This window comes from Yersinia fenwicki (genome assembly GCF_043099325.1).
Lineage (GTDB): Bacteria > Pseudomonadota > Gammaproteobacteria > Enterobacterales > Enterobacteriaceae > Yersinia.
Window position 1 is genome coordinate 4,001,438 of record NZ_CP170755.1, and the last position, 24,438, is coordinate 4,025,875.

Sequence of the window (24,438 nt, forward strand, 5' to 3'; positions counted from 1 at the left end):
AAACGAAGACAGATTTTACAATTTTAAGTGAATTTACTAAAGAAAAACAGATTGAGGAATAGCAGCTCAGATGAACTTTACCAACATCCCCAAATAGCGCTTCTCAATTATGTTCTATCAGCTCTGGAGCTTAAATGTCAGGCGACTATCCTCCTTCTGAAAGTAACGCAGATAGTTCCTGATAAATCGCGATATATACATAACCGTGACTGCCCAGCGTATCTGCTTCACAGACAAATCCCCCGTGCCGGACCGTAAGGCACTGCTGACGGCGAGGGTCAAGCTGACCAGAAAGCAACTGCGACTCCAGTTTGGTTATCAGCTCTGGGAATACCGCATCAAGAGCCTGAGTGGCTTGAGCGGAAAAGGTGCCGACAAAACCGGCACGGTCAGCCAGAAAATGCAGATGCGTTCCCTCCTGAACTAGTCGGGCCCCCAACCGTGGCGTAATATCACGTTTCAGGCCCCATGCAGGGGCAGCGGTAATGTTGTTATTCATGGTAATTATCTCTGTGGGGTTTGGGGGATTAGGTCGGGTACAGCAAAGTGGGTGGAAAATGAGCACGCCACAGACCCGCAGCCTGGCGTGCGCGGGCGATATCCCCCTTACTCAGCATCGGGTCTTGTGCCAGTGCGCTGAACCCGGTACGACCCATTCGCACTAAGGCATATTTCTCAACCAGTGTGTTGATGGTGTCGCCGACTGAAATCCCTTGTTCTATCTGCTGCGCAATCGCCTGTTCATCGTGATAGGGCGTATCGTTGAGGCTCAGACCATAGTGATGCTCCAGCAGGAAAACGAGAAGTTGTTGATAAATCGCAGACACGGGCAATGCGCCCGGTGGAGTGGCACGTGGTTTCATGGGAATGTTCTCAATATGGATAATGCGGGATTACGTCAGGAGACGAGCGGTGGTATCACCAGTTAAATGTGGCGAAACCGGGCAACACATCGCCCAGAGCATCAATATGCAGGTAGGTTAGCCCATGGAGTTTCATTAATGTGATGACCAGATGGCGGCAGGCTTTGGAGAGGCCCAACCGTCTGAGCCGCAATACCGGGTGGTTCCAGGCATTAAGTCGAATCAGATAGCCTGTGCCGGTAAAATGGATCCATTCGCCATCGCCGAATGCCACCTGACAATGGGATATCCGGTACAGCAGCGCATTGTCATCCTCGGTGATATGTGCGGTACTGCATTGCCGACCGCGAAGGGTCAGGATGTTGGTTTGTTGGATAGTCGTTAACATGGCAGCCACCCCAACTCGGCTAACGAAACCGGCTCGCTCTCACCGATAATCAGGTGGTCCAGTACGCGGATGTCGACCATGTTCAGCGCATTAACCAGCCGGGTAGTTAGTGTGCGGTCAGCCTGGCTCGGAGTGGGATCTCCGGCTGGATGATTGTGGGCGATGACAACAGCCGCAGCCTTGTGATGCAGTGCCCGAATAACGACTTCACGCGGGTAAACGGTGGTGGCATTAAAGGTACCGATAGACATCGTTTCACTGGCCATCAAGCGGTGGCGATTATCGAGATATAACACCATAAAACATTCCTGCCCCTGAGGCCGGAGATGGAGTTGTAGCCAGGCTTTGACTGCCTCGGGTGAGGTTAAGGTGTAGGGCCGGTGTCGGAGTTGAGTTTCCAGTATCGCCAGTGCCTGGCTGATAATCTGTTGCTGGGCAAAAGGCAACGCGGGGAGTGAAGCACGCATAGGCAGATGTAACATGGGGGGACTCCTGCTCATCAGTCAATCAGGGAGAAAATGGCGCGGCTGTCGGGATGGTGGAGTGCGTATTCCCGCAGGCGGTAGAAATGGTCGGTCATGGTCTCGCTCTCGGTGCTGCAGGCACAGTGGCTGTAGGTCATCAGGCAGGCGGTGATCCCGGCAGCTTCAGCACACATTTCAGCACCGTTACCGTTCATGCTGTTGAACAGCGTCCATTTTTCATTAGCGTCGGCTTCTGGGGCTATAAAGGCACCACCGTTATTGAGGGTGTAAAAATCCCATAATCCACCGTGGTAGTCGGCACATAAGCGATCCAGCCAACGAAAAACCTGTGGTTCAATCAATACCCATTTAGGTATCTGACCAAAGTGTCTTGGCCAGAAATGGATGCGCTGCGCATCAGAAACCTGGGTGGCGGTGAGTCCGTTTGTTTCGGTATTGCGGTGTCTTTTCATGGGAAAAAACCTTGTGTCATCATTGGTTAATAACAAAACAGGCCCCACCGGAAAATCGGGGGAGCCTGTTCGTAGGGGGGATAAAAGTGAGTAAGTACTTACCAGGGGGACGTTTAGGTACGATTAATTATCCGTCGTGTGCTGGCTGGGAAGCGGTGAACATCAGTTGCAGGTGGGGGCAGGATTGCGCGTAGCCATTGGCATCAAAACAGGCAGGCCAATAGCCTTCTTCCCTGGCCAATTGGCACAGGCTGGTTTCACCGGGGCGGTAATACAGATGGCTGCACCAGGCACAGATATCATCGTCTGATATTGACCGGGTACCCGAGCGGTGGCTCAAATCATGCGGGTGAAACGGTGCCTGAACGGCATTACCGGGGATTGTCGTCACAACCAGCCACGCTCGGCAAACGACACCAGCGCCCCCTGACCCAGCACGATGTGATCTAAAACCTTCACATCAATAAGGTTAAGTGCTGCCCGTACTCTGTCAGTCATCTGCCGGTCGGTATTACTGGGTTCGGGGATACCGGAGGGATGGTTGTGTGCCAGTATTACCGCAGCCGTATTGTGGTGAAGCGCGGTTTTAACGATTTCGCGGGGGTAGACGGCGGTTTGGTTAAGGGTACCGAGAGAGGCGGTTTCACAATGGATTAGGCGGTGCTGGTTATCCAGATGCATCACCATAAATAGTTCTCTTTCTTGCTGCTCCAACTGTAAACGCAAATACTGCTTCACTTCCGCTGTAGAGGGGAAGACAACTGACTTTCGTTTTAACTGTTTATCCAGCAGCAATAACGCCATCGTGATAATACGCTGTTGCGGGCTTTCATCTTGCATAGCTAATTCCTGTAAAAATAAAACCCCTGTTCGGTGATATAGCGGCTTTATAATTTAAATGGTTAATGTCCTATAACGGCATAAAGGCAGATACCCCTCTACTGGGTATCTGCTTGTGTATTAGATTGCATTTATTAACATCAGTGAGATGTATTCTATGGCAAACAATCCGTAAGGAGGGAAACCTTTAGGAAGGGAGGTTTTATGGGGGTAATTAATACGTCAGTATTAATACATCCTGTTGTTTAATTTTCTTGTATAGGGAAAGAATATTATCCGTGATAATACGTTTCTTATTTAAGGCTATTGATCCAGATCAGTTAATAGTTTCATAGAACAAACCCAATTTGGGGTAATAGAAAACATGATCCTTACAGGTAAGCACATTGATATCTACCGTTGCGCCGTCGAACTCACTTTTATACGTGCACATTTTCAAACCACCGCCAGCTGGGCTGTTTTGCTGTTTCACCAGACGATACAGAATGTAGTTCCCCTCCCGTTTGGCCTGAGCAGGCGCTGCCAACAACATCAGGGAGATAACGAGAGTGGAAGAAAGCAACAGCGTCTGTCTGAGGTCCATATTCACTCCCCTTTGGTGATATTATGAGTACCAGAGGTACTCTCCGGCATCGTTGTGTGGCCATAGATGATGGTATGTTTTGCCAACGCATCAGGCAGGGCATTGATGCAATACACGACGTAATAGACATTAAATACCAGGGTATAGAATACATTCATTTTTAATTCAAAACGGAATGTCTGTAACGTATAGTGTTGCAATGCTGTCCGAGCTTTGAATGCCCAGATGATATATAAAACAGCCCCTCCCAGCGTCAATAGCCCCGCCAAGATGGTCAGCGTTTCTCCGGCGGCGTTATAACCGTATTCGTCAGGACGGCTTAATCCAGGCAAAACCCGCGACAGCCCTGTGCATACGGCTATCCAAATGATGAAACTCGCACTGGAGAACGTATTCCCGATGACGCTGAACACGGTGGATTGGTTTTTGTATAACCACAGTAACGGGTAAATCCCGCCCGTCGCCACCGTCAAGAGAGCCAGATGTAATGTGTTAGTCTGAAGCTGTGTTTTTAGCGTGGTCACATCGTGCATGATAAAATCCCTTATTCAATTTTTAATAAAAAGTAAACGCCCTACCGCATCAGTTCAGTGGGTAGAGGGCGGTGACCTTGCCGTGAGAGGTGAAGATTAACTGCGTTGCACTGAGTGTCGTTTTCAACTTGCGGTCATCACACGTACCGCTGTCGACCGGCAGGTAACTGCGGTCTTGCTTATTCAATAAGTAATACGACCCGGCGGGGCAACTGGTGCCCGCATCTGCACGAACCAACGCATGATGGGGTGTTTCTGCCACGACAGCATCCAGGGATGTGTTCATGTAATACAGGTTGGGTGTCCCCTTGTTTGTCCAGTGCTCGACCTCTGACAGGTTAATTTCAGCAAAGGCCCCCACGGAAAACGCCCATAACAGGGCGACAATATGTCTTCTTTTCATCGTAATATCCTTTAATGTTGAGCGTTGTTCATTTATCTTTCAGATTAAAAACCAAATTGCGTACAAATTGAAAATGGGGCAGTGCTTTTATAAAGTCCACCTCTGCCGTTAATGCCGTGATGTATTCCTTTTTAGTAAACCGCCTGGGGGTTAATGTCACATCCGTAATATGGATAAGCAGGAACACCTGAAGCGTGAGATTATGCTCCCCCACCAAATACCAGTAGCCATCGAAATAAACCAATCGGTAAGGGGCCAGGTTAGGGTATTCATTTCCCTGCACACTTAATTCAATAAAGACATTATCAATAATGGCCTGGGTTATTCGATAAAATCCCCCGAATAATGCCGGCGGGTTTTTCGGCGGAGCGTGATAGACCACATAAGGCGACCCCACATTCTTATTGAGCAGGACCGACAATAATTTGCTGTCGAGTGCCGGAAAAAACGGGGCCATATGTGTCACTTTGGCAAAGTGAATAATGTCGCCGTCAGTCCGGTACCCGACAGGGGATTTGGCGAGCCGATAAATTCCATCGATTTGCTCCAGATCGAGGTATATCAGTCGTTGATTAAAATCGCGTCGCAAGGTTCTGGGGGAAACATTAAATTCACTGGCCAGTGCGTTAATGGATAACCCTTCCCCCCTCAATAACCGCCCGATAATCAAGGCCAGTCGGACCGCTAACCGGTCATAGTGCATGCTGACTCCAGACATAAGCCGTGTTCCATTGTTCTGTCAGACACGATGAAATACCCGCCTTATTTACTGATATAACGCTTTTTGGCGCATATACGCGATAAACAGACAGGATGGAATAGTAATGCGATAGGCGGGCCCGGCCAGGTCAGTGGCCAGCCACAATGAGCTCAGCGCCCATCCCACTGGCCCCGCCAGAACACTGATAGCGCGCGTCAGCAATACAAACGCGCCAAACTGCAATCCGCGTCCCAGTAATGCTTTTGCTACCGTGCTCACCACGACGACCGCCAGGCGATAAGCGGCAAAACCCGATGCCCGTATCGCTATCTGAATGGCCATCAGGATCAACTCTGGGGTGGGGTTCGTCAGTTCAATTTCCATGCCACTGGTGAATTCATTCAATTCGTCAGGCGACATTTCGGCCAAGCTTGTCTCCAACACCTTCAATAGCATGTTGAGTTCAATATTCTCCGTACTGGTTTTCTTGCTGTAATTCACCTTCATGTTGTCACAGGCATCACACAACAGTTCACGGTACGTCACCCCTTTTCCCCCACGCAGTACGCTGGCAAAACTGTTTGCACCAAAAGTCTGGACTTCTGCGGCAATGGCCTGCCAATACTGCTGGTGGTCGGGATGATGACGCTTGTACTCATCGGTGCCGGTCAGTGTCTCTGACCAGCGCAGTGAGCCGTCTTTCGGGTCGTGAGTGAGTAATGACACCAGGAATTCCAGGTCATCGTTGTCGCATTGCCCAAGGAAACATAAATCAGGGTCAGGGCGGTAAGTGGCCATCAGTGCTGTTCTCCAGAATGAAACGTGCAGTTAATCTATTGATTACCTTACACGCCCCCCTGGACAGGGTATGACCACAGGATGAATTATTTTTCAGGGCAGAGAGAAACCGGCCAACCCGCACAGAATAAGCCTTGTGCCGATAAACATGCTTTTTGCAACAGACGAAACGTGGCTATTGGACATGACCTGTCCAGATGGCCACACCAACACTGACTGTTATCGGGACAAAAGCCGTGTCACTGATGCCGGGGCTGAGCATGGGCCAGCATCTGCTCCGCCATGACCCACAGGGCGCGATTGAGTTTAATATCCCCCTCAATGCCCTTGACCGCACGGGTATGGGCCCGTTTGCCGTTGACCGAGATCCCCGTCAGTCCGCCTTTCAGCATGTTTTCCTGCACACGCTGATAGGTCGTCCAGAGATCGTCTTTTTTATCTTCCCACCGCCTCGGCGTCAGGATCTGCGCTTCAGTCACCGGATGGTATTCTTCACCATAACGGTAGTTCAGCGCCGCATGGGCAAAGGCCTGACGAGCCAGCGTGGACAAGCGAATATCCTGCATCAATTCACGTTGCTCTTCCACCCGATCAAAGATATTCAACACTTCATAAGCCCCTTCAATCACCTGCCCAACCACATCCCCTTTATGCGGTACACGCACTTCGCCAAAAGAGTCACCACACACCATGCCATTGGCGCAAACGAATCGGAACATGCCCGGGATCATCTGATAGCTGCTGGAACCATCATGGCTGTTCAGCAGGATGATTTCAGGGACTTCTTTCCCCTGAATCTGTCCCTCCCGCCGCAAACGCAGCATATGTTTGGTATGTTCCCGCTTGCCCGGGTCACGGACCCGTGTCTGGCAGGCGAAGAACGGTTGAAAGCCTTCTTTAGCTAAACTGCCTAACAGGCTGATAGTAGGAATATAGGTATAACGATCGCTGCGGGATTCATGTTTCTCTTCAGAAAATACACTGGGGACAAAGTGCGCCAGTTCATCATGGGTTAATGGGCGGTCGCGGCGAACAGAATTTACCCGCCCAAAGCGGGAGGCCAGACGTGTCATAGGAATTCCTTGAATTAAAGAGGAGAGATTCAGGCTTGATAAGCCCAAAACAATCAAAGGGAAAATGAGAGATAAGGCTCAGTCGGAAATGAAAATCGTCCGGGCAAGTTGGCCTACGGCCCATGTCGACAGGTAGTCAAAACCGCCACTGATGACGCCACCAATCAGGGGAATAAAGCGTGTTATTCCTCCGGTAAATTGTGTTGTCAGCCGGGTCACTAATTGGGTGGTCACCTGCTGTTGAAGATGACGCGCGGAACTGGCAGAAAGTGTGCTGAACACCCGCCATATACAGAGTTCTTTGAGAATATCTTTGGCAATATTGCCGCCCAGGCAGAGATAAATCAGGTTTCGGGTTTTGGGGTCATTAACGGAATGACCGCCAATAATCGCCACCGCCGCAATCATTCTGAATTGAAGAAAGAGAATGCTGGAGATATTAAGCGGAATAGACACCGGTAAAGTAATCGCCCCTCCAAGTCCGGTAATAAAACCGCTGGTTGCCGCTTTGGTTGATTCCCAGAGAATTAAGTTGGAGGCAGAGGTCACTTTGTCAGGAAAGTGTTGTAAGTAAATATCGGCAAGTTGTTGTGCGGAGTCCAGCCCTGCACCGCCATTAACCGCGTGTTCGTACAGTAAATCGAGCCAAGTGTAAAAAGAACTAAACGGAACGTCATCATCCATATATCACCTTTGCAACGAATGAAAAGCCACGATGAAATACCATGGCCAGGTTCGATTCAGTGATATAGGTGTATAATTTTTTTATTTTAGTTGAGAGAATCCATAACTACGTATGATTTTTGGTTTTGATTTTTTGCTGCTTACAAATACAGGAAGTCTATCGGATGGAATAAGATTTAATGCATAGTGCTCTCGGGAAACAATATCAAGATATTGATGGAATTTTTTAATGTCGTTAGGAGTGCTAGCAAATTTATAGTAACTATGCATATTTGACATTACAGAGTAATTATAATCACAATGAATTACATCAAAAGAGTCAGTTCTATTTTCTGACAGACTCCTGGATTGTAATGTTTTCACTTTTCCGTGATAAACCTCTGAATTTCCAAAATCAGAACCAATTGAAAAATAGATTACCGCCCCTCTATCGCGTGAGCACTTTAACCAAAGATTGATAATATCGCAAGGAAGTTTCGCATTAAATCCTCGCTTCATATAAAAATTGACATGTAAATATGGCATCCCATTTGGCATCCGCATCCATGTCCAAAAATAGCCACATATCTTATCGTGTATAACTCTGTGCCGTGAAAGATTAAGAAAGCGCTTAAAGTAGTCACCAAGTATTAATGCATTTATCATAATATCACTCAGGGTTACGTTCGCAGGAGAAAACATATAATTTTTTTTGAGCGAAAATGAAAATCGCTGTATTGTAATGTTTTCGTACTTTGCTTTACAGTTTAAAAAATGCACTGACAAGGCTTTATAAAAATTCTCTTTTTGTTCAAGAAGAGGCCATATTAAATTTCTCAATCTAGTCAACTCATTTAAATAGTTAACATATCTTTCCTCGAGATTAATATTTAAAAGCTCTTTAAAATCCTGCTCAACCGCTGATAAAACATCATAAAACCCCGATATTTTGTTGTAATTATAGATATTATATTCTGACTTTAATTTAAAAAAATCATTAGTTATTTCATTAAAATCTATTAATTCAGAGGTTTTGGCTATATTTGGAGTAATAAATTTAAAATCATTTTTATATAATTTTTCTTTCATTTTGATGTACAAGTTAATGATTTGATGTAGTACATGTTAGCCATCATTCTTGCCACGTCAAGGACGTGAGTCGGGAAATCGCACTAATTAGGTATCAGGAGTCACATATTGAAGAAATGGTTAAGTGAATACCCCTCCATAAACAAAGTTTCTTGGTGTATTTAGACCCGATAGGATACTTGATACATCGGACATTCCTCACTCATTACTAAACACTGCGTCATGACTTTCATTATGACCAGCCCTTGTATCTATCTGTTATCGAATACTGCTATTTCTTCGCCTATACAAACAGAGTGATAGCTTATGTAATTTTTTACCCAGATCTTCTATGAGATGAACCCCAGCAAACACGATTAATAGCCAATGACAGTACTCACTGTACTTTTTAATGTCTTCGGTTGAATATACCGCCGCTTGCGTCGCATAAATAGAACCCGAACGATACGCGATGGATGAACGCATTCTCCCCCTACTTGTAGCAAAGATTCTTTATCATACAGTAAGTGCAATATGCATTCGGTCCCAAGCCCCTTTATTGGCGTTGTACTTAAGTATAGCGCCCTAATGCAATAACATTCATTTTACTGTCAGAAAAACACTAACTTACCATAAGGGTAAATACATTAATTAATCGTTATTTGACGCTGTCAGTCTGTTATCTGCTACTGAAACGTTAATCCAGGTTTATTAACTAAAATAACTAATTTAGGAGTTTATATTATTAAGTAAGCCTAGTAATAGGCAGTATCATTAGGCATAACACCAGGCAGTGGTATTAAGCATGTCCATAGGCTATGGCAATACCACTAAGCATACTGACAAACAATATCATTAAGCCTTAGGCATAGACAGGAATTTGATTAGAGTACCCCATATAACAGATAACCCCAGTGATACTCTTAGTCATAGACAATACTCAGTAACGTATTGTGGTGAGTCTGGGTAATATCCATAATTCACTGTCTATCCCGTCATAGTAAATATTCAGGCTTTATTCTCGATAAAGCCATTCAATAGATTTCGCAGGGAAACCAATGATGAACATAGACTATGAACAATACCTGTCATTATCGACAAGTTCTTATAATAATGACGAGGAAACACTCTCCCTCTCTTACGATTATAATTACCTCAACGACATGATGAAATGGGTAAATACAGTCACTCAGATAGCACAATCCAATCAAACTGAATTCAGCATGATGCACTATAGACTTAAGGGATATACCTCACTCAATACCACAACAACAGGGAAGAAGACACTTGAAATAATTGCTCACCTACCTAATATCGCATCTACACAACGAACGCTCCACCCAACGCTGGTATTGTTCTGTCAGTTAACTGAGCAATATTCATTACGGTCATGGGGTGACCGTATGGCCAATATTGAAATGCAGGTGAAACACCTTAATCAGTTCCTGGCCCATTTCAGGGCAGCAGCCTCTGGCGCAAAGCATAAATTGGCACTGCGCTATTTCCAGCGGGTGGCAATAAAGAATCAACGAAGTGCATTCAACTACATTGATAATCTGTTTGACCGATACGCAAAATTACTGGTGGTACGTGTTGATTTATCTTATCAACGCGCTGCGAATAAACACATAACCGCCACACTGGCTAGGCAGCATCGTGAACGCCTGTTCCGAAATATGAAATCCAATCGACTTTTTGAACACGTAGTGGGCTATATCTGGAAGCTGGAGTTTGGTGAATACAAGGGCTTTCATTACCACATGATTTTCTTTTTTGATGGCGCTAAGGTGCGCGAGGATGTGACCCTGGCCAGGTTGATAGGTGAGTACTGGCGGGACAGTATCACCGAAGGCACAGGACTTTATTTCAACTGCAATGCCCGGAAAGCAGACTACCGAATCAATGGCATTGGGTTGGTAAGCCATGCCGATAACGCCATGCGGGAGGGCTTACGAAGAGCGGTGACCTATCTGACCAAAGTCGATACGTTTGCCCGACTGACATTACCCGACAAAGGACGGACTTTTGGGAAAGGAGAGAGGATGAAATTACCGGATAAAAAACGTGGCAGGCCCAGAGTGTTGTCACTCCCTGCATTTAGCCTGATGTGACCACCGAGACACAAGGTGCTCCGTAATTTTTTATCTCTTTGATGAATGAAATGAGAAGCAGCACGTGATGACAGTCAGATACCGACATTGAGTATTGATAACATCACACAACGCTCTCACTCATTTCACTTAACGAGAGAGAATACAAATGTCTACATTACTTGATGACCAAATGGTCACGATGGCTTTCATTAAAAAATTCACGGGATTATCGGATAAATGGTTTTACAAGCTTATCAGTGAGGGGCTATTCCCCAGGCCCATCAAGCTGGGGAGAAGCTCTCGCTGGCTGAAAAGCGAACTGGAAGCCTGGTTACAGGAACGCATCGCCCAGTCCCGCCCTGAGTCCCTTGATTAGTCATTAACCAACACCCCACTTTCCCCACGATTTACGCCCCTGCATTTGCATCGATATCTGCCCTCAAGGGATGGATGAGCCATGCCTGCAGTCCGGCGAAAAGGAGTCATACCGTGTACGCAAAATCATTCATCGCCATCAGCAGCACCGGACGATTAACGTCAGCACGCTCAGCGTTGTCAGTCCCTCACCACGTGTATACATGCCATCTGTGTGGCTGCCCGGTGGAACTCCACGACGCGGGAACCGGCAGGTCCCCCTGGTTTGAGCATATCGAGCAGCCTATATCAACGCGCCGTCGTAATGACTGCCCTTACCTCAATCCGGAACAGGAAGAACTTGATAGGATCATTGCACTGCGCAGGCTGGTCCCTGGGGCCCTTCCATTGGTCAGGAAAGCAGACTGGCACTGCACAAAATGCACGGCTAACTACCATGGGGAGAAATACTGTAAACCCTGCCAGACCGGCATTCACAGCATCAAAACGTCTAAAAACGGCTTCTAAGCCCCGAGCGTCTCACCTTATCAGCTTTTCTCTCTCATCATCCCAAGCCAATGCCATCAACCACCGCACTGACCGGAGGTCAATTTAGCATGCATAAAACCTGGGGGATTAAGGATTAATCAAAGGATATCATCATGTATCATCGCATCAGAACGGCCCTGACGGCACAGGGCCATCAGGTTAATAGCACACACCTCTCTCCAGGTTCCATAACAGAGCACTATTATTGCCCTTCCTGTCATAACCCGCTGCAATTGCGGCATTCGCATTTTGCAGGACGTCTATTCATTCATAACCAGGAGCATCCGGATTTCCAGTCGGAGAGGGACTGCCAATACCTATACCCGATAAGAACAGCACCAATATCTTCACCAACAACTCACTCCTTAGCCCCCCAGCAAAGCACTATCATGACGCCACCACAACCAAAGACTACTCTGCCACACAGAACTTACTTCTGTGTGTTATGCCAACATGAATACCGTGGGCCAAAGACGTGTCCCCAATGCCAACAGCACCTGTATACGGCGGAAACCCGTTAGCTTCGCTCACCTCAAGCGAATGATGGCAGCATTAAGTATTACATCACTGGATCACTCCGCTTATTACGGGAAAATAGATTCGATGATATTATCAAGAATAATCTCAATATTAATTAAGACTATTCTTGCGCGAGTTGAATATATTTCATTCTTTACCGAGCCTCATCAAAAAAATAACCCCGACCCTATTATAATTCCAAGCTGAACTGTGCTAATTTCATTTCGCTAAAATATAAAACAACATTTTTTCACTTGAGGTAAATATCCCTTTAGACTCAATGTCGTTGATTGTCAGTGTATTTCCCCACAATGGTTATCGCCGCTGATAACCATTGCTTTCAAACCGCCCCAAGGGGGTACAGTACGTCTCTTTTTGTAATGGGTGATATGGCATCATCTCACCGCATTTAATCTTTTTGAGGGTTTTATGGACAAAACATTATTGGCCGGCATTATCAGTCTGTCTTTCGTCACATTACCTGTTCAGGTCTGGGCTTTTACACCGATTGTAGAGGGGATAACCGTCAACAATGAAGTCGTTGATAATGGCGGACAAATTGTGCGTAACGGTGGTGTCATTAATAATGGCCGGGTTCACGGACACATCAATAATGGTATTGTTTCAAAATCCGAGATTGCTGTCACCAACGGGAGCAGTGCCGGTACAGCCAATAATACCACTGTGGATGATGGCGGTTGGTTACAGGTTACCGATGCTTTTGCAATCGGTACTATTGTTAATCAGGGCGGGTTGCTTGGGGTTAAAACTGCGGGGATCGTGACAAATAGCCAGATTAATGATGGCGGCTATATGACTCTGGGACTCAATAGCCAGTCGAAAGGTTATCTCAATATCGCCGCAGGGGCAGAACTTTTTATTTCCAATAATGATACCTATACCAGCGATGTGACCACCCACAATCCCGCCCTGCCTGCCAATGTCACCATTGAAAACCTCACTGTAGCGGGCTTAGTCGACCTTGGCCCTTCCTGGGTAGGAACGAGTGTGGTGCCGGTTTCTCCTCCTGAAATCTTGGGACCGGTGCTGGTGACTCGAATCAATAATGTGACGATGCAAGGGGGGGATATCAACCTGCAGCCCTATTCTGCTGGCGGGCAATTTAACCGACTGGAGATAGAAAATCTGTCTGGTCAGGGTAATTTTGCGATGACTACCCAGCTTGCCAGCAATGCCGGTGATTTAATTACGGTCTCGCAGCAGGCGACCGGCCAGTTTGGTATTACTGTTCAGGACAGCGGTAAAGAACCACAATCCGCCAACAGCGTGACATTGGTGCATATTAATCGTGGCGATGCTCAATTCAGCTTACTCAATGCAGGCGGCGTGGTGGATTTAGGCATTTACCAATACGGACTATACAGTCAGGAAACCAATGGCAGTACTGACTGGTATTTGGCTACCAATGCAGCGGATCACCCTGGCACGACACTGAACGTAGCCGTTCCGGTGCTCAGTGCTGCGGCACAAGGCGTGCTGAATATGGCCGCAGCACCGCGGCATATCCTGAATGCGGAACTGAGTACCTTGCGTCAGCGCCAGGGTGAGTTGAAAACAGATGCCGAAGGGACTGTCGGTGTCTGGGCGCGTTATCTTACTGATGACAGTCGGTTGTCTGATAATAAAAATGTCTCTTTCAAAAATACCTTGAGCGGCATGGAGATTGGGGCTGATAAACAACTCGGATTGAGTCGGGGTAATGTGTTGATCGGGGCATTTACCGGCTACAGTTCATCCAATGTCAAAGCCACTCACCGCGCGGATGCCAATGGTGATATTCGCAGTTACAATGGTGGCCTCTACCTGACCTATCTGGATAAAAGCGGATTTTATGTTGATACTGTGTTGAAAGCTAACCGTTTTAATCATGAGCTAAGCGCTCAGGGCGCTCGGGCAGAATACAGCCAGAATGCGTTTACCACCTCGGTAGAAAGTGGTTATCAGTTACCTGTTTATACCCATCTGGTGCTGGAGCCGTATGGCAAAGTCAGCTATTCACGTATGGGTAATGCAGATTATACCCTCAGTAACGGTATGGCAGCGGATGTGGCGAAAGCGAATAGCGTGCAGGGTGAGTTAGGCACAATATTGGCGGCCTCTTATACCGTCAATACAATGGCAGTCAAACCTTACGTTAAACTGGCTATTGCCCGTGAATTTATCAAAACCAATGCAGTCGCGATTAACGGTATCGGCTTTGATAATGATTTTTCCGGTAATGTCGGCAAATATGGCGTGGGTGTTGATGCCATCGTTGCCAGCAACACCACTATTTTTGCCGAAGTGGATTATCTCAATGGTTCAAAAATTGAAACACCGGTAACGGCTAATATCGGCTTCCGGCTGCGATTCTAAGTTTTTCTGCCCCTTTTTTAAGGGGCATCTTATTTATGGCGATATTTAATACTTACTTCCTTTCACTTTGCATTCAACAAAATAAGATATTTCTTGGCCTTATCTAATTTGTGGGATATTTCCTACAATAATCAGGTGCTATTTTTTTGTTATTTATAGAATTAAAAACACGTTGAAAATAATAGTTAAGTAGGCATAATGCGACAAATTATTTTTATTCGACTATTTATCTGTTTTTTTTGGGCAAATAAGGGTATTCCCTGTGCTGCATTCCTATAATTTTATATTAACTGCTGGCGTATTATTGCCTGCGGTAGCTATTACTCATGTCAGTCATGGCGCAGAATTAGCACCTATCCAACAAAGTATTCACCAACAGGAACGACAACGCGCCCTGGAAGAACGTCTGGCCCCTGCAATACCGGATGTACGTTTATCTGCACCCTCAACCTCTTTGGGTCGCCTCTCTTTCCCGGCGGAAAAACCCTGCTTTGCCATTGATCGTATAAAAATCAGTGGCGCAGAGCCATTGCCGCGCTGGTTGCCACTACAACGTATCGCCAATCAGGCGCAAGGCCAGTGTTTGGGTGCCAAGGGCATCAATCTGTTAATGAGCCAGTTGCAAAATCGTCTGGTCGACCACGGCTATATCACCACCCGTGTGCTGGCCCCGCAACAGGATTTGAACAGTGGCACGTTGGCGCTGCAAATTGTGCCCGGCAAAATACGCAGTGTTGAGCTCACGCCAGACAGTGACCGCCATGTCACACTGTTCAGTGCCTTCCCTGCCCGCCCCGGTAACCTGTTGGATTTACGTGATATTGAACAAGGTTTGGAAAATCTCCAGCGTCTGCCCACCGTTCAGGCCAGTATGGAGTTGATCCCCGGTACTGAACCCGGTGAAACCGATATCGCCCTGAGCTGGAAACAGAGCAAAATGTGGCGATTGGCGGCTTCACTGGATGACTCAGGCACCCGCAGCACCGGCCGCTATCAAGCTGGCGCGACACTATTTCTGGATAATTCCCTCTCCCTGAGTGACCAGTTCTATGTCTCTGCCGGTGGTTCAATGAAGAATCGCGGTGATAAAGGCACCAATAACCTGACTGGCCATTACTCGCTGCCGTTCGGCTACTGGACCGCCGGGTTGACCGCCAGCAGTTATGACTATCATCAGACCGTAGCGGGTCTGAATGGCGACTATAGCTATCGCGGGGAAAGTGAGAATGTCTCGTTGCAACTTAGCCGCCTGTTGCACCGCAATGCCAGCCAGAAAACCACTTTGACCTATGATGTACTGACTCGCTCGTCGAAAAACTACATCAATGATACCGAAGTGGAAGTGCAGCGCCGCCGCACCTCGGCCTGGCGTGTCGGGTTACAACATCGCCACTTTATTTCACAAGCAACTCTGGACGCGGGTATCAGTTATCAACGCGGCACTCGCTGGTTTGGTGCCGTGCCTGCGCAGGAAGAATATTTTGGCGAAGCCACGGCATTAAGCAAAATTCTGCGCATGAATGCGCAATTGGATATTCCTTTTGCCATTCAAAAACAAAACTTCCATTACAACCTGCAATATCAGCGCCAAAGCACTAACACGCCACTGACGCCGCAGGATCAGTTCAGTATCGGCGGGCGCTGGTCAGTGCGCGGGTTTGACGGCGAACGCACGCTTAATGCCGATCGTGGCTGGACGGTGCGCAATGATCTGGGCTGGTATACGCCACTGCCGGGGCATGAACTGTATGTCGGTGTGGATTACGGCGAAGTCGGCGGCCGTAGCGACCCTTACTTATTGGGCCACCATCTGGCGGGCAGTGTCGTCGGGGTGCGTGGCCGCGTGTTTCATACCCAATATGACTTGTTTGCCGGTAAACCGCTGTCTAAGCCCGGTGGCTTTAAAACCGACTCGGTGACAGTGGGCTTTAACCTGAACTGGCAATACTAATGCGCCTGATTAATCACGACTCTTTGAGAATGAACCATGAATAAGAACCTGTACCGTATTGTTTTCAACAAGGCGCGTGGCATGCTGATGGTCGTGGCTGATATTGCCGCTTCCGGTCAGGCCGCCTCTTCTGCGTCATCAGGTGTTGGGCACACTCAAAGCCGTCGTATTAGCGCATTATCTCCACTCAGTTTCAGCCTGTTATTGGCATTCGGTTGTGTCTCATTATCCGCTCAGGCCAATATTGTCGCCGATGGCAGTGCGCCGACTAATCAGCAACCGACCATTATCAACAGCGCCAATGGCACACCACAGGTGAATATCCAAACACCGAGCAGCGGCGGTGTTTCACGTAACGTTTATAACCAGTTCGATGTCGATAATCGCGGCGTGATCCTCAATAACGGCCACGGACCCAACCAAACCCAGATTGCTGGCGTGGTGGATGGCAACCCGTGGCTGGCACGTGGTGAGGCCAGTATTATCCTCAACGAAGTGAACAGCCGCGACCCAAGCAAACTCAATGGTTATATCGAGGTGGCCGGGCGCAAAGCGCAGGTGGTGATTGCCAACCCATCAGGTATTACCTGCGAGGGCTGCGGTTTTATCAATGCTAACCGCGCGACATTAACCACCGGTCAGGCACAACTCACTCATGGCCAACTGACGGGCTACGATGTAGAACGGGGCGAAATTGTTATTCAGGGCAACGGCCTGGACAGCAGCCGTCAAGACCATACTGATCTGATCGCGCGTTCCGTCAAAGTGAATGCCGGTATTTGGGCCAAAGAACTGAATGTTACCACCGGACGTAATCAGGTGGATGCCGCGCATCAGAGCATTAATGCCAAAGCCAGCGATGGCAGCCCACGCCCTACCGTCGCAGTAGATGTCGCCAATTTAGGCGGCATGTACGCCGGTAAAATCCGCCTGATTGGCACCGAAACCGGTGTCGGCGTACGCAATGCTGGAGAGATAGGAGCTTCGGCAGGCGATATCACCATAACCGCCGACGGCATGCTGATGAACAGTGGCCAAATCAACAGCGCACAGCACTTAGTGGTGAAAACCGGTGCTGAAATAGAGAACACCGGGGTGCTCTATGCGAGTGCCAATAACCAACTCACCACCGCCGGTAAACTGACTAACAGTGGCACTATTGCCGCGGCGGGAGACACTTCGTTGCGTGCGGCTGAGGTTAATAGCAGCCGAAATTCTGTGTTAGGTGCGGGCGTAAAATCCGACAACAGCAGCATTACCAGTGGCACACTGAAAGTAGAAGCCAGCGGCAAGTTAATCGCCCAAGGGAAAAATATTAGCGGCACGGCGCAGAGCTTCAATGCGCACAGTATCGATCTGAGCGGTAGTCAGACGCAAAGCCGTGATGTGGCCCTCACAGCACAAAGCGGGGACATCAATCTCACCGGGGCTGAGGTGCTTGCCAGCCAGAGCCTGTCGGCATCAACGACTTCGGTGTTATATACCAATAATGCCCGCTTGATTGCAGATAAAATAACCTTTAACGCGCAAACCCTCTCTAATGTGGGCGGCGTGATTGCGCAAACCGGCACCACAGATTTCAACCTAAATCTGCCGGGTTATATTGATAACCGTGATGGCACTCTGCTGTCTACCGGCACACTCTCGCTACAAACCGAAGGTGTAAACAGCAACGGCAACAGCCTGCTGGGCGCGGGCATACAGAGTGATGGCCGCCTGACAGAATCCGGTAATTTGCTGGTCAATACTCGTCAGGAATTAATCGCCCAAGGACAAACCCTCGCCGCCGATACCATGATATTAACCGGCAGCCGGATTGATCTGAGTGACAGTTACACCCAAGCTCGTGAGATGAATATCACTGCCACTCAGGGAGATATCAGCACCCAGCGTGCCAATCTACTCGCCCTTGGCGCACTGACCCTTAACGCCAGTGCCAATGCCGGGCAAACCCTCAATAACCAGAGTGGTACACTGGCAGCCAATAGCATCCATTTAAAACTGAGCCAACTGAACAATAACGCGGGCAAGATTACAGCCAGCGAAGATCTGGCGATTAGCTTACAGCGTGACTTCACCCATCTGGCTGGCTCGACACTGCAGGCTGGGCGTGATTTAACCTTGACCACCTCTGGCGACGTGACCAATAGCGGGCAATTGTTGGCGGGTGGTAAACTCAGTACCGATTCGAGCAACTTACTGAATAGCGGCACGATTATTGCGACGCAAGCCGATCTCAAAGTCGCGGGTGCATTGATTAATAGCCGCGAAATACTCACCACCGGCAGCCTCAATACTGACGCCAACACTCTATTCAACACCGGCACCCTGATTGGTGCCGAAGCCACACTCAAAGCACGCGAGCGCATCACCAACTCAGGCCCTAACGCCCTGATCGGTGCCACCGATGAAAACGGTACTTTAGCCTTACTGGCTCCGGTGATTGAAAACAGTGATACCGTCACTGACACTGATGCCGCCCCGACCACCACCATTTTAGCTATGGGCACGATTATTCTGGCGGGCGGGCAAGACAGTGGTGGGAATTACCAGCAGGCAGCTCAGGTGCTCAACCTTTCCGGCTTGATTGAATCCGGCAAAGACCTGCTGGTTTACGCCACGACCCTGACCAATCGCCGCCATATTCTCACCGCCAACAGTGATTTTGTCGTGGCCGATACGGTGAATGGCTCGGCTTATTGGACGGAGGATAACCCCGATATTCCGGGGGGACGCTATGCTGAACCGCCTCATGGCGGCTCGATGAACAGCGATTATATCGGCACGGATTATACGTCGAGTATCGCCTATAACAGCATCGATCAGATAAGCCCAGAGGCGCAACTGCTGGCCGGAGGTAACTTTACCCCTCAGGTGGGCACGCTGGAAAATTACTGGAGTAAAGTGAGTGCGCAGGGAGAGATTTCACTCACCGGTGTCACTCTGCAACAAGATGGTTGGGGCAGCCAGCAACGCCTGATGGAGCAGACCACCTCCACGGGAGAGTGGCGCTACCGCACCTACAAAGGCGATTTATGGGGCACCTCTTGGGGCCCAGAGGTCAGCGAGCGTGCGACTAACCAATATGCCTCCAGTATTACCGCACAAACCCTGAGCGGCAGTGGCACCACGATCAACAATGGGGCTAATCCCGGTGCCATTGCGCCTCCCCAGGGTAGTAACAATAGCGGAAAAGATCTGGCCATCGAGTTTAACGGTATTTCTCTGACACCGCCTAATGGCGGGCTGTATCAGTTCAGTACTGACTACACCGTCAACAGCCAGTACTTGATAGAAACGAATCCTGCCTTTGCCAACCTGAACAGCTGGCGTGGTTCGGACTACGTGCTGCAGCAACTGAATAACGACCCGAATGTGATATTCAAACGTCTGGGGGATAACGCCTATGAACAGCGTCTGGTGCGGGATCAGGTACTGGCATTGACCGGGCAGACAGTAGCCAGTGATTACCGTAGCGCCCAGGAGCAGTTCGAGGAATTATTTGCGGCAGGCCTCGAATATAGTGAAGCCTTCAATATTGCCCTGGGTACCCATCTTAGTGCTGAGCAGATGGCAACATTAACCACCAATATCGTGCTGATGGAAAGCCGTGAAGTCGCCGGGCAAACCGTGCTGGTGCCGGTGGTCTATCTGGCGGGGGTCAAGCCGGGCGATTTACAGGCCAACGGCGCATTAATTGCCGCCGAGAATATCGCCTTAACCGATATGCAAGGTTTCACCAATCAGGGGGCTATCAACGCCACCAATGACCTGCAAATCAGCATGGCGCAAGACATCAACCTGAATAACCGTGGCGGCTTATTGCAGGCGGGCGGCAACATGTTGCTCAGCACGCTGAACAGCGATATTGACCTGACCAGCAGCCGATTAACTGCCACCAACCTGCAACTGGACAGCGGCCGCGATATCATTTTACGCACCGACAGTGCGCAGCTCAGCAGTGATAATGGGGCCGTCCAGCGCAGCCAAACCGTGCTGGGGCCGCTGGCGAGCATCAATGTCAGCAATAACGCGGTTATCAATACTGAACGTGACTTTATCATGCAAGGCGCTGGCCTCAATGTCGGTCAGGATTTGCAGGTCAATACTGGCGGCGACTGGCTGCTCAATACCGTCCAACACAGCGACCAGATAAGTTCGAGTTATAACGGTGGCAGCGCGACCAGTGAGCATATCCGCCATCTGGGCAGTGAGGTGAATGTCGGCGGTGCGCTGACCGCTAACGTCAACAATCTGACCGCCATCGGCGCTAATATTAATGCCAATACTATTGATGTACAGGCGCAGAATATTAGCCTGAGTGCCGCCACCGACAGCCTGCATGTGACGGGGGAATCTTCCAGCGATCGCCACACCAGCTCAGTGAATCTCTATGATGAAACCCTGCTCGGCAGCCAGTTGAATGCCAGGAGCGACATCAATTTACAGGCGGCGCAAGACATCACCCTCAGTGCCAGTGCGATACAAACCGACGGTGCGCTAAAGTTGGCTGCGGGCGGCGATATCACCCTCACTACCCAAACTGAGCAGCATGACGAGCAGCGCAATCATACTGGCATCAGCAAAAATCTGGCCTCCAGCACTACCACCCGCACCGAAGACAGTATTAGCCAGACGTTGGCGGTCGGCTCGATGCTGTCAGCCGGCTCTATGGATATCAGTGGTAAAAATATCGCGGTCATCGGCAGTAATGTGGTGGCTGATAACGATATTAACTTGCGGGCGCAAGAGAATATCACCATCGGCACCGCGCAGCAGAGTGAAAGCGAGTCTCACCTGTTTGAGCAGAAAAAATCTGGCCTGATGAGCACTGGCGGTATTGGTGTCACGGTCGGCAGCAACAGCACCAAAGTCACTGATACCGGCCAATCGACGTCCAATGTGGGCAGCACCGTCGGCAGCCTACTGGGCAATGTCAACATGACCGCCGGTGAAGACCTGACGGTAAAAGGCTCCGAGGTGTTAGCCGGTAAAGACATCAATCTGACCGGGAAAAACGTCAGTATTCTGGCGGCCGAAAACCAGAGCAGCCAGACCCATACCGTCGAGCAAAAATCGAGTGGCCTGACACTGGCCCTGTCCGGCACGGTGGGCAGCGCCCTGAATACTGCCGTTACCACCGCCAAAGCCGCCAGCGAAGAAAGCAATGGCCGGCTGGCCGCCCTGCAAGGGGTGAAAGCGGCACTCAGTGGCGTGCAGGCAGTGCAAGGCGGGAAACTGGCCACATTGGATGCCCGTGACCAAAATGCCATTGGTGTCAGTCTGTCTTATGGTAGCCAGTCGTCAAAGTCAGAACAAACCGTTAATCAAACCACCCATCAGGGCAGCACCCTGACGGCGGGCAATAACCTGAATATCACCGCCACCGGTAACGGCGTGAAAGGTCAGGATGGCGACATTGTGGTACAGGGCAGCCAGTTACAGGCCGGTAAAGACGCCAGTCTGACAGCCAATCGCGATGTGATTCTGCAATCCACTCAAGAGAGCCAGACGCTGGACGGCAGTAACAGCAGCAGCGGCGGCTCACTGGGCGTAGGTATTGGTGCCGGTCAGGGTGGCTGGGGCATCAATGTGTCGGCCAGCCTGAATAAGGGCAAAGGCAGTGAAAGCGGCAACGGGGTTTCTTACACGGAAACCACGGTCAATGCCGGTAACCAGCTCAACATCACCAGTGGCCGCGACACCGTGCTGCAAGGCGCGCAGGTCAGCGGGGAAACAGTCAAAGCGGATGTGGGCCGTGACCTGCTGCTGCAAAGCCAGCAAGACAGCGACCGTTACGATTCGAAGCAGCAAGACGCCAGTGTCGGTGGCAACTTCAATTTCGGTTCGATGACCGGCAGCGCCAGCATCAATGCCAGCCAGGACAAGATGCACAGCAACTTTGATTCGGTGCAGGAACAGACCGGCATTTTTGCAGGCAAAGGCGGCTTTGATATTACAGTCGGCGAGCATACTCAGCTTGACGGCGCAGTGATTGGCTCCACCGCTACCGCCGATAAAAACACACTGGATACTGGCACGCTGGGCTTCAGTGATATTGAAAATAAAGCCGATTTCAAGGTTGAGCATCAAAGTGTGGGCATCAGCACCGGCGGCAATATCGGCGGTCAGTTTACCGGTAATATGGCCAACGGCTTGCTGACGGGCGTCAACAATGAAGGACACTCCGACAGCACCACCCATGCCGCTGTCTCCGACGGCACCCTCACCATTCGTGATACCGAAAAGCAGCAACAAAATGTTGATGACCTGAGTCGCGATGTCGAGCACGCCAACAACGCCCTGTCGCCTATTTTCGACAAAGAGAAAGAGCAAAACCGCCTGCGGGAAGCGCAGCTGATAGGTGAGATAGGCAGCCAGGTCAGTGATGTTATTCGGACGCAAGGGAAAATTATCGCCACCAAAGCGGCGAATGAAAAAATGCTGGATGTGAGTGAAAAAGATAAGGTAGACGCCAAAGCACAGTGGGAGAAAGCCAATCCGGGTAAAGTTGCAACGGCTGAGGATATCAACGGGCAGGTTTATAAAACGGCTTATGATCAGGCGTTCAATGAGTCAGGCTATGGCACAGGGGGTAAATTCCAGCAGGCGGCGCAGGCAGCAACTGCGGCTATCCAAGGTTTGGCTGGCGGAGATATGGCGAAAGCGCTGGCGGGAGCCTCTGCACCGTATCTGGCAGAAGTTATTCACAATATGACTACTGACCCGGTCACGGGTAAGGTGAACACCGAAGCTAACCTGATGGCGCACGCGGTATTGGGTGCTGTCATGGCGCAGGTAAACGGTAATAACGCGCTGTCAGGGGCATCTGGTGCATTAATGGGTGAATTTATCGCACAGCAGCTTTATCCCGATATCCCACGCAATGAACTGAGCGAAGAACAGAAACAGACCATCAGTGCACTGGGCACATTAGCTGCAGGGTTAGCCGGTGGCTTGACGGGTGACAGTTCCGCCGACGCGGTTGCGGGTGCGCAGGCTGGGAAGAATGCGCTGGAGAATAATAACCTTAATTTAGGTTCAGTTCTTCCTTCTGGCCTTGAAGGCACAATGAACACACAAGGTTCGTTGTGGTTTAATACAGCGAATCTCGTTAATGAGAAAGGCGAAGCTATACCACGACTGACTTTTGAGGAGCAAATGAAAATGTCTTCAGAGCTTTACCTGGGACCTTCTGGTGGAACAACATACAAAGTAAAACCTTATGCTAAAGTTGATGCTGCTGGAGGTTTAGGGCCAGCAGGATTTGCCGAAGCAACTATTGATCCAAACCAACTCTTAATTAATGGCGGAATGACCTCAGCCTTAGGAGTGAAAGGAAGTGCAACCGTTGGTTTAACATTTGGACCATATTTCCCTGGTGTCATCGGATCACCAGATAAAAGTTATTCTTTCGATTTAGGGTTAGGGTATGGCACTGTTGGCATGTCAGCAGGAAAAGATGGTATAGGACTATCGTTTGGTGTTGGCCCATCCTTTGGGTGGGCTGGTTTTTCCAAACAAACCCCATTTGGTGAGATAGATATGAATGGTTCCACTAGTTCTGAAATATATAAACATGATTTTGAAGGGAAATAGTAATGATACTGTATATTGTTTTTTCCTTGATGGCGTTGAGTTTAATAGGCTTTGTAGTGTGTTTTATTATTTTTTGCCATTATAAGAAATTTTCGTTTAGGGATGTAACTGCCCCTTTAAAATTCTTTGATTTCTGTTTTTTTGAAAA

General features: G+C 49.1%; 22 protein-coding genes. 7 read left to right on the plus strand and 15 right to left on the minus strand.

Annotated elements, in window-relative coordinates; translation table 11 throughout:
- Positions 1 to 145: 145 nt before the first annotated feature.
- The 15 genes from ACF3VQ_RS18120 to ACF3VQ_RS18190 form a co-directional block, all read right to left on the minus strand.
- Positions 146 to 499 (minus strand): type IV toxin-antitoxin system YeeU family antitoxin, encoded by a 354-nt coding sequence (locus ACF3VQ_RS18120; RefSeq protein ID WP_392432420.1) that lies wholly within the window; start codon positions 497 to 499, stop codon positions 146 to 148.
- A 28-nt stretch (positions 500 to 527) separates the two neighbouring features.
- Complete coding sequence (locus ACF3VQ_RS18125; RefSeq protein ID WP_004712443.1) at positions 528 to 863, minus strand: TA system toxin CbtA family protein; 336 nt, start codon at positions 861 to 863, stop codon at positions 528 to 530.
- A gap of 55 nt (positions 864 to 918) precedes the next feature.
- The gene (locus ACF3VQ_RS18130; RefSeq protein ID WP_392432421.1) at positions 919 to 1,251 is read right to left on the minus strand and encodes a DUF5983 family protein; all 333 of its coding nucleotides are present in this window, start codon (positions 1,249 to 1,251) and stop codon (positions 919 to 921) included.
- Positions 1,245 to 1,718, minus strand: a complete 474-nt coding sequence (gene radC, locus ACF3VQ_RS18135; protein WP_392435679.1) for a DNA repair protein RadC — start codon at positions 1,716 to 1,718, stop codon at positions 1,245 to 1,247. The genes ACF3VQ_RS18130 and radC (ACF3VQ_RS18135) overlap by 7 nt, the downstream gene beginning before the upstream one ends.
- A gap of 32 nt (positions 1,719 to 1,750) precedes the next feature.
- Positions 1,751 to 2,188, minus strand: coding sequence for an antirestriction protein (locus ACF3VQ_RS18140; protein WP_392432422.1), 438 nt, complete (start codon positions 2,186 to 2,188; stop codon positions 1,751 to 1,753).
- Between the two features lie 127 nt (positions 2,189 to 2,315).
- The gene (locus ACF3VQ_RS18145) at positions 2,316 to 2,579 is read right to left on the minus strand and encodes a hypothetical protein (protein ID WP_392432423.1); all 264 of its coding nucleotides are present in this window, start codon (positions 2,577 to 2,579) and stop codon (positions 2,316 to 2,318) included.
- Positions 2,576 to 3,028, minus strand: coding sequence for a DNA repair protein RadC (gene radC, locus ACF3VQ_RS18150; RefSeq protein ID WP_392432424.1), 453 nt, complete (start codon positions 3,026 to 3,028; stop codon positions 2,576 to 2,578). The genes ACF3VQ_RS18145 and radC (ACF3VQ_RS18150) overlap by 4 nt, the downstream gene beginning before the upstream one ends.
- A gap of 316 nt (positions 3,029 to 3,344) precedes the next feature.
- Complete coding sequence (locus tag ACF3VQ_RS18155; protein WP_392432425.1) at positions 3,345 to 3,611, minus strand: hypothetical protein; 267 nt, start codon at positions 3,609 to 3,611, stop codon at positions 3,345 to 3,347.
- A 2-nt stretch (positions 3,612 to 3,613) separates the two neighbouring features.
- Entirely contained in the window at positions 3,614 to 4,144 is a 531-nt protein-coding gene (locus ACF3VQ_RS18160) for a hypothetical protein (protein WP_392432426.1), read from the minus strand.
- 49 nt (positions 4,145 to 4,193) lie between these two features.
- Positions 4,194 to 4,547, minus strand: a complete 354-nt coding sequence (locus ACF3VQ_RS18165; protein ID WP_392432427.1) for a hypothetical protein — start codon at positions 4,545 to 4,547, stop codon at positions 4,194 to 4,196.
- 28 nt (positions 4,548 to 4,575) lie between these two features.
- The gene (locus ACF3VQ_RS18170; RefSeq protein WP_392432428.1) at positions 4,576 to 5,265 is read right to left on the minus strand and encodes a helix-turn-helix transcriptional regulator; all 690 of its coding nucleotides are present in this window, start codon (positions 5,263 to 5,265) and stop codon (positions 4,576 to 4,578) included.
- 48 nt (positions 5,266 to 5,313) lie between these two features.
- Positions 5,314 to 6,045 carry a DUF3944 domain-containing protein gene (locus ACF3VQ_RS18175; RefSeq protein WP_392432429.1) on the minus strand — a complete coding sequence of 244 codons (732 nt, stop codon included), beginning with the start codon at positions 6,043 to 6,045 and terminating at the stop codon, positions 5,314 to 5,316.
- Positions 6,046 to 6,284: 239 nt separating this feature from the next.
- Positions 6,285 to 7,118, minus strand: coding sequence for a DUF932 domain-containing protein (locus tag ACF3VQ_RS18180; protein WP_392432430.1), 834 nt, complete (start codon positions 7,116 to 7,118; stop codon positions 6,285 to 6,287).
- 78 nt (positions 7,119 to 7,196) lie between these two features.
- Entirely contained in the window at positions 7,197 to 7,802 is a 606-nt protein-coding gene (locus ACF3VQ_RS18185; RefSeq protein WP_392432431.1) for an EcsC family protein, read from the minus strand.
- 81 nt (positions 7,803 to 7,883) lie between these two features.
- Positions 7,884 to 8,870 (minus strand): hypothetical protein, encoded by a 987-nt coding sequence (locus ACF3VQ_RS18190; protein ID WP_392432432.1) that lies wholly within the window; start codon positions 8,868 to 8,870, stop codon positions 7,884 to 7,886.
- 1,037 nt (positions 8,871 to 9,907) lie between these two features.
- On the opposite strand from ACF3VQ_RS18190, the gene ACF3VQ_RS18195 reads away from it, so the two are divergent.
- From ACF3VQ_RS18195 to ACF3VQ_RS18225, 7 genes are all read left to right on the plus strand, one after another.
- Positions 9,908 to 10,960 carry an inovirus-type Gp2 protein gene (locus ACF3VQ_RS18195; protein WP_392432433.1) on the plus strand — a complete coding sequence of 351 codons (1,053 nt, stop codon included), beginning with the start codon at positions 9,908 to 9,910 and terminating at the stop codon, positions 10,958 to 10,960.
- A 148-nt stretch (positions 10,961 to 11,108) separates the two neighbouring features.
- Positions 11,109 to 11,318, plus strand: a complete 210-nt coding sequence (locus ACF3VQ_RS18200) for a helix-turn-helix transcriptional regulator (protein ID WP_392432434.1) — start codon at positions 11,109 to 11,111, stop codon at positions 11,316 to 11,318.
- A gap of 74 nt (positions 11,319 to 11,392) precedes the next feature.
- Positions 11,393 to 11,824 (plus strand): putative zinc ribbon protein, encoded by a 432-nt coding sequence (locus ACF3VQ_RS18205; protein WP_392432435.1) that lies wholly within the window; start codon positions 11,393 to 11,395, stop codon positions 11,822 to 11,824.
- Between the two features lie 134 nt (positions 11,825 to 11,958).
- Positions 11,959 to 12,366, plus strand: coding sequence for a putative zinc ribbon protein (locus ACF3VQ_RS18210; RefSeq protein ID WP_392432436.1), 408 nt, complete (start codon positions 11,959 to 11,961; stop codon positions 12,364 to 12,366).
- Between the two features lie 427 nt (positions 12,367 to 12,793).
- Positions 12,794 to 14,740 carry an autotransporter outer membrane beta-barrel domain-containing protein gene (locus ACF3VQ_RS18215; protein WP_392432437.1) on the plus strand — a complete coding sequence of 649 codons (1,947 nt, stop codon included), beginning with the start codon at positions 12,794 to 12,796 and terminating at the stop codon, positions 14,738 to 14,740.
- 304 nt (positions 14,741 to 15,044) lie between these two features.
- Positions 15,045 to 16,691 (plus strand): ShlB/FhaC/HecB family hemolysin secretion/activation protein, encoded by a 1,647-nt coding sequence (locus ACF3VQ_RS18220; RefSeq protein WP_392435681.1) that lies wholly within the window; start codon positions 15,045 to 15,047, stop codon positions 16,689 to 16,691.
- A 36-nt stretch (positions 16,692 to 16,727) separates the two neighbouring features.
- Positions 16,728 to 24,290, plus strand: coding sequence for a hemagglutinin repeat-containing protein (locus ACF3VQ_RS18225; protein WP_392432438.1), 7,563 nt, complete (start codon positions 16,728 to 16,730; stop codon positions 24,288 to 24,290).
- Positions 24,291 to 24,438 lie beyond the last annotated feature (148 nt).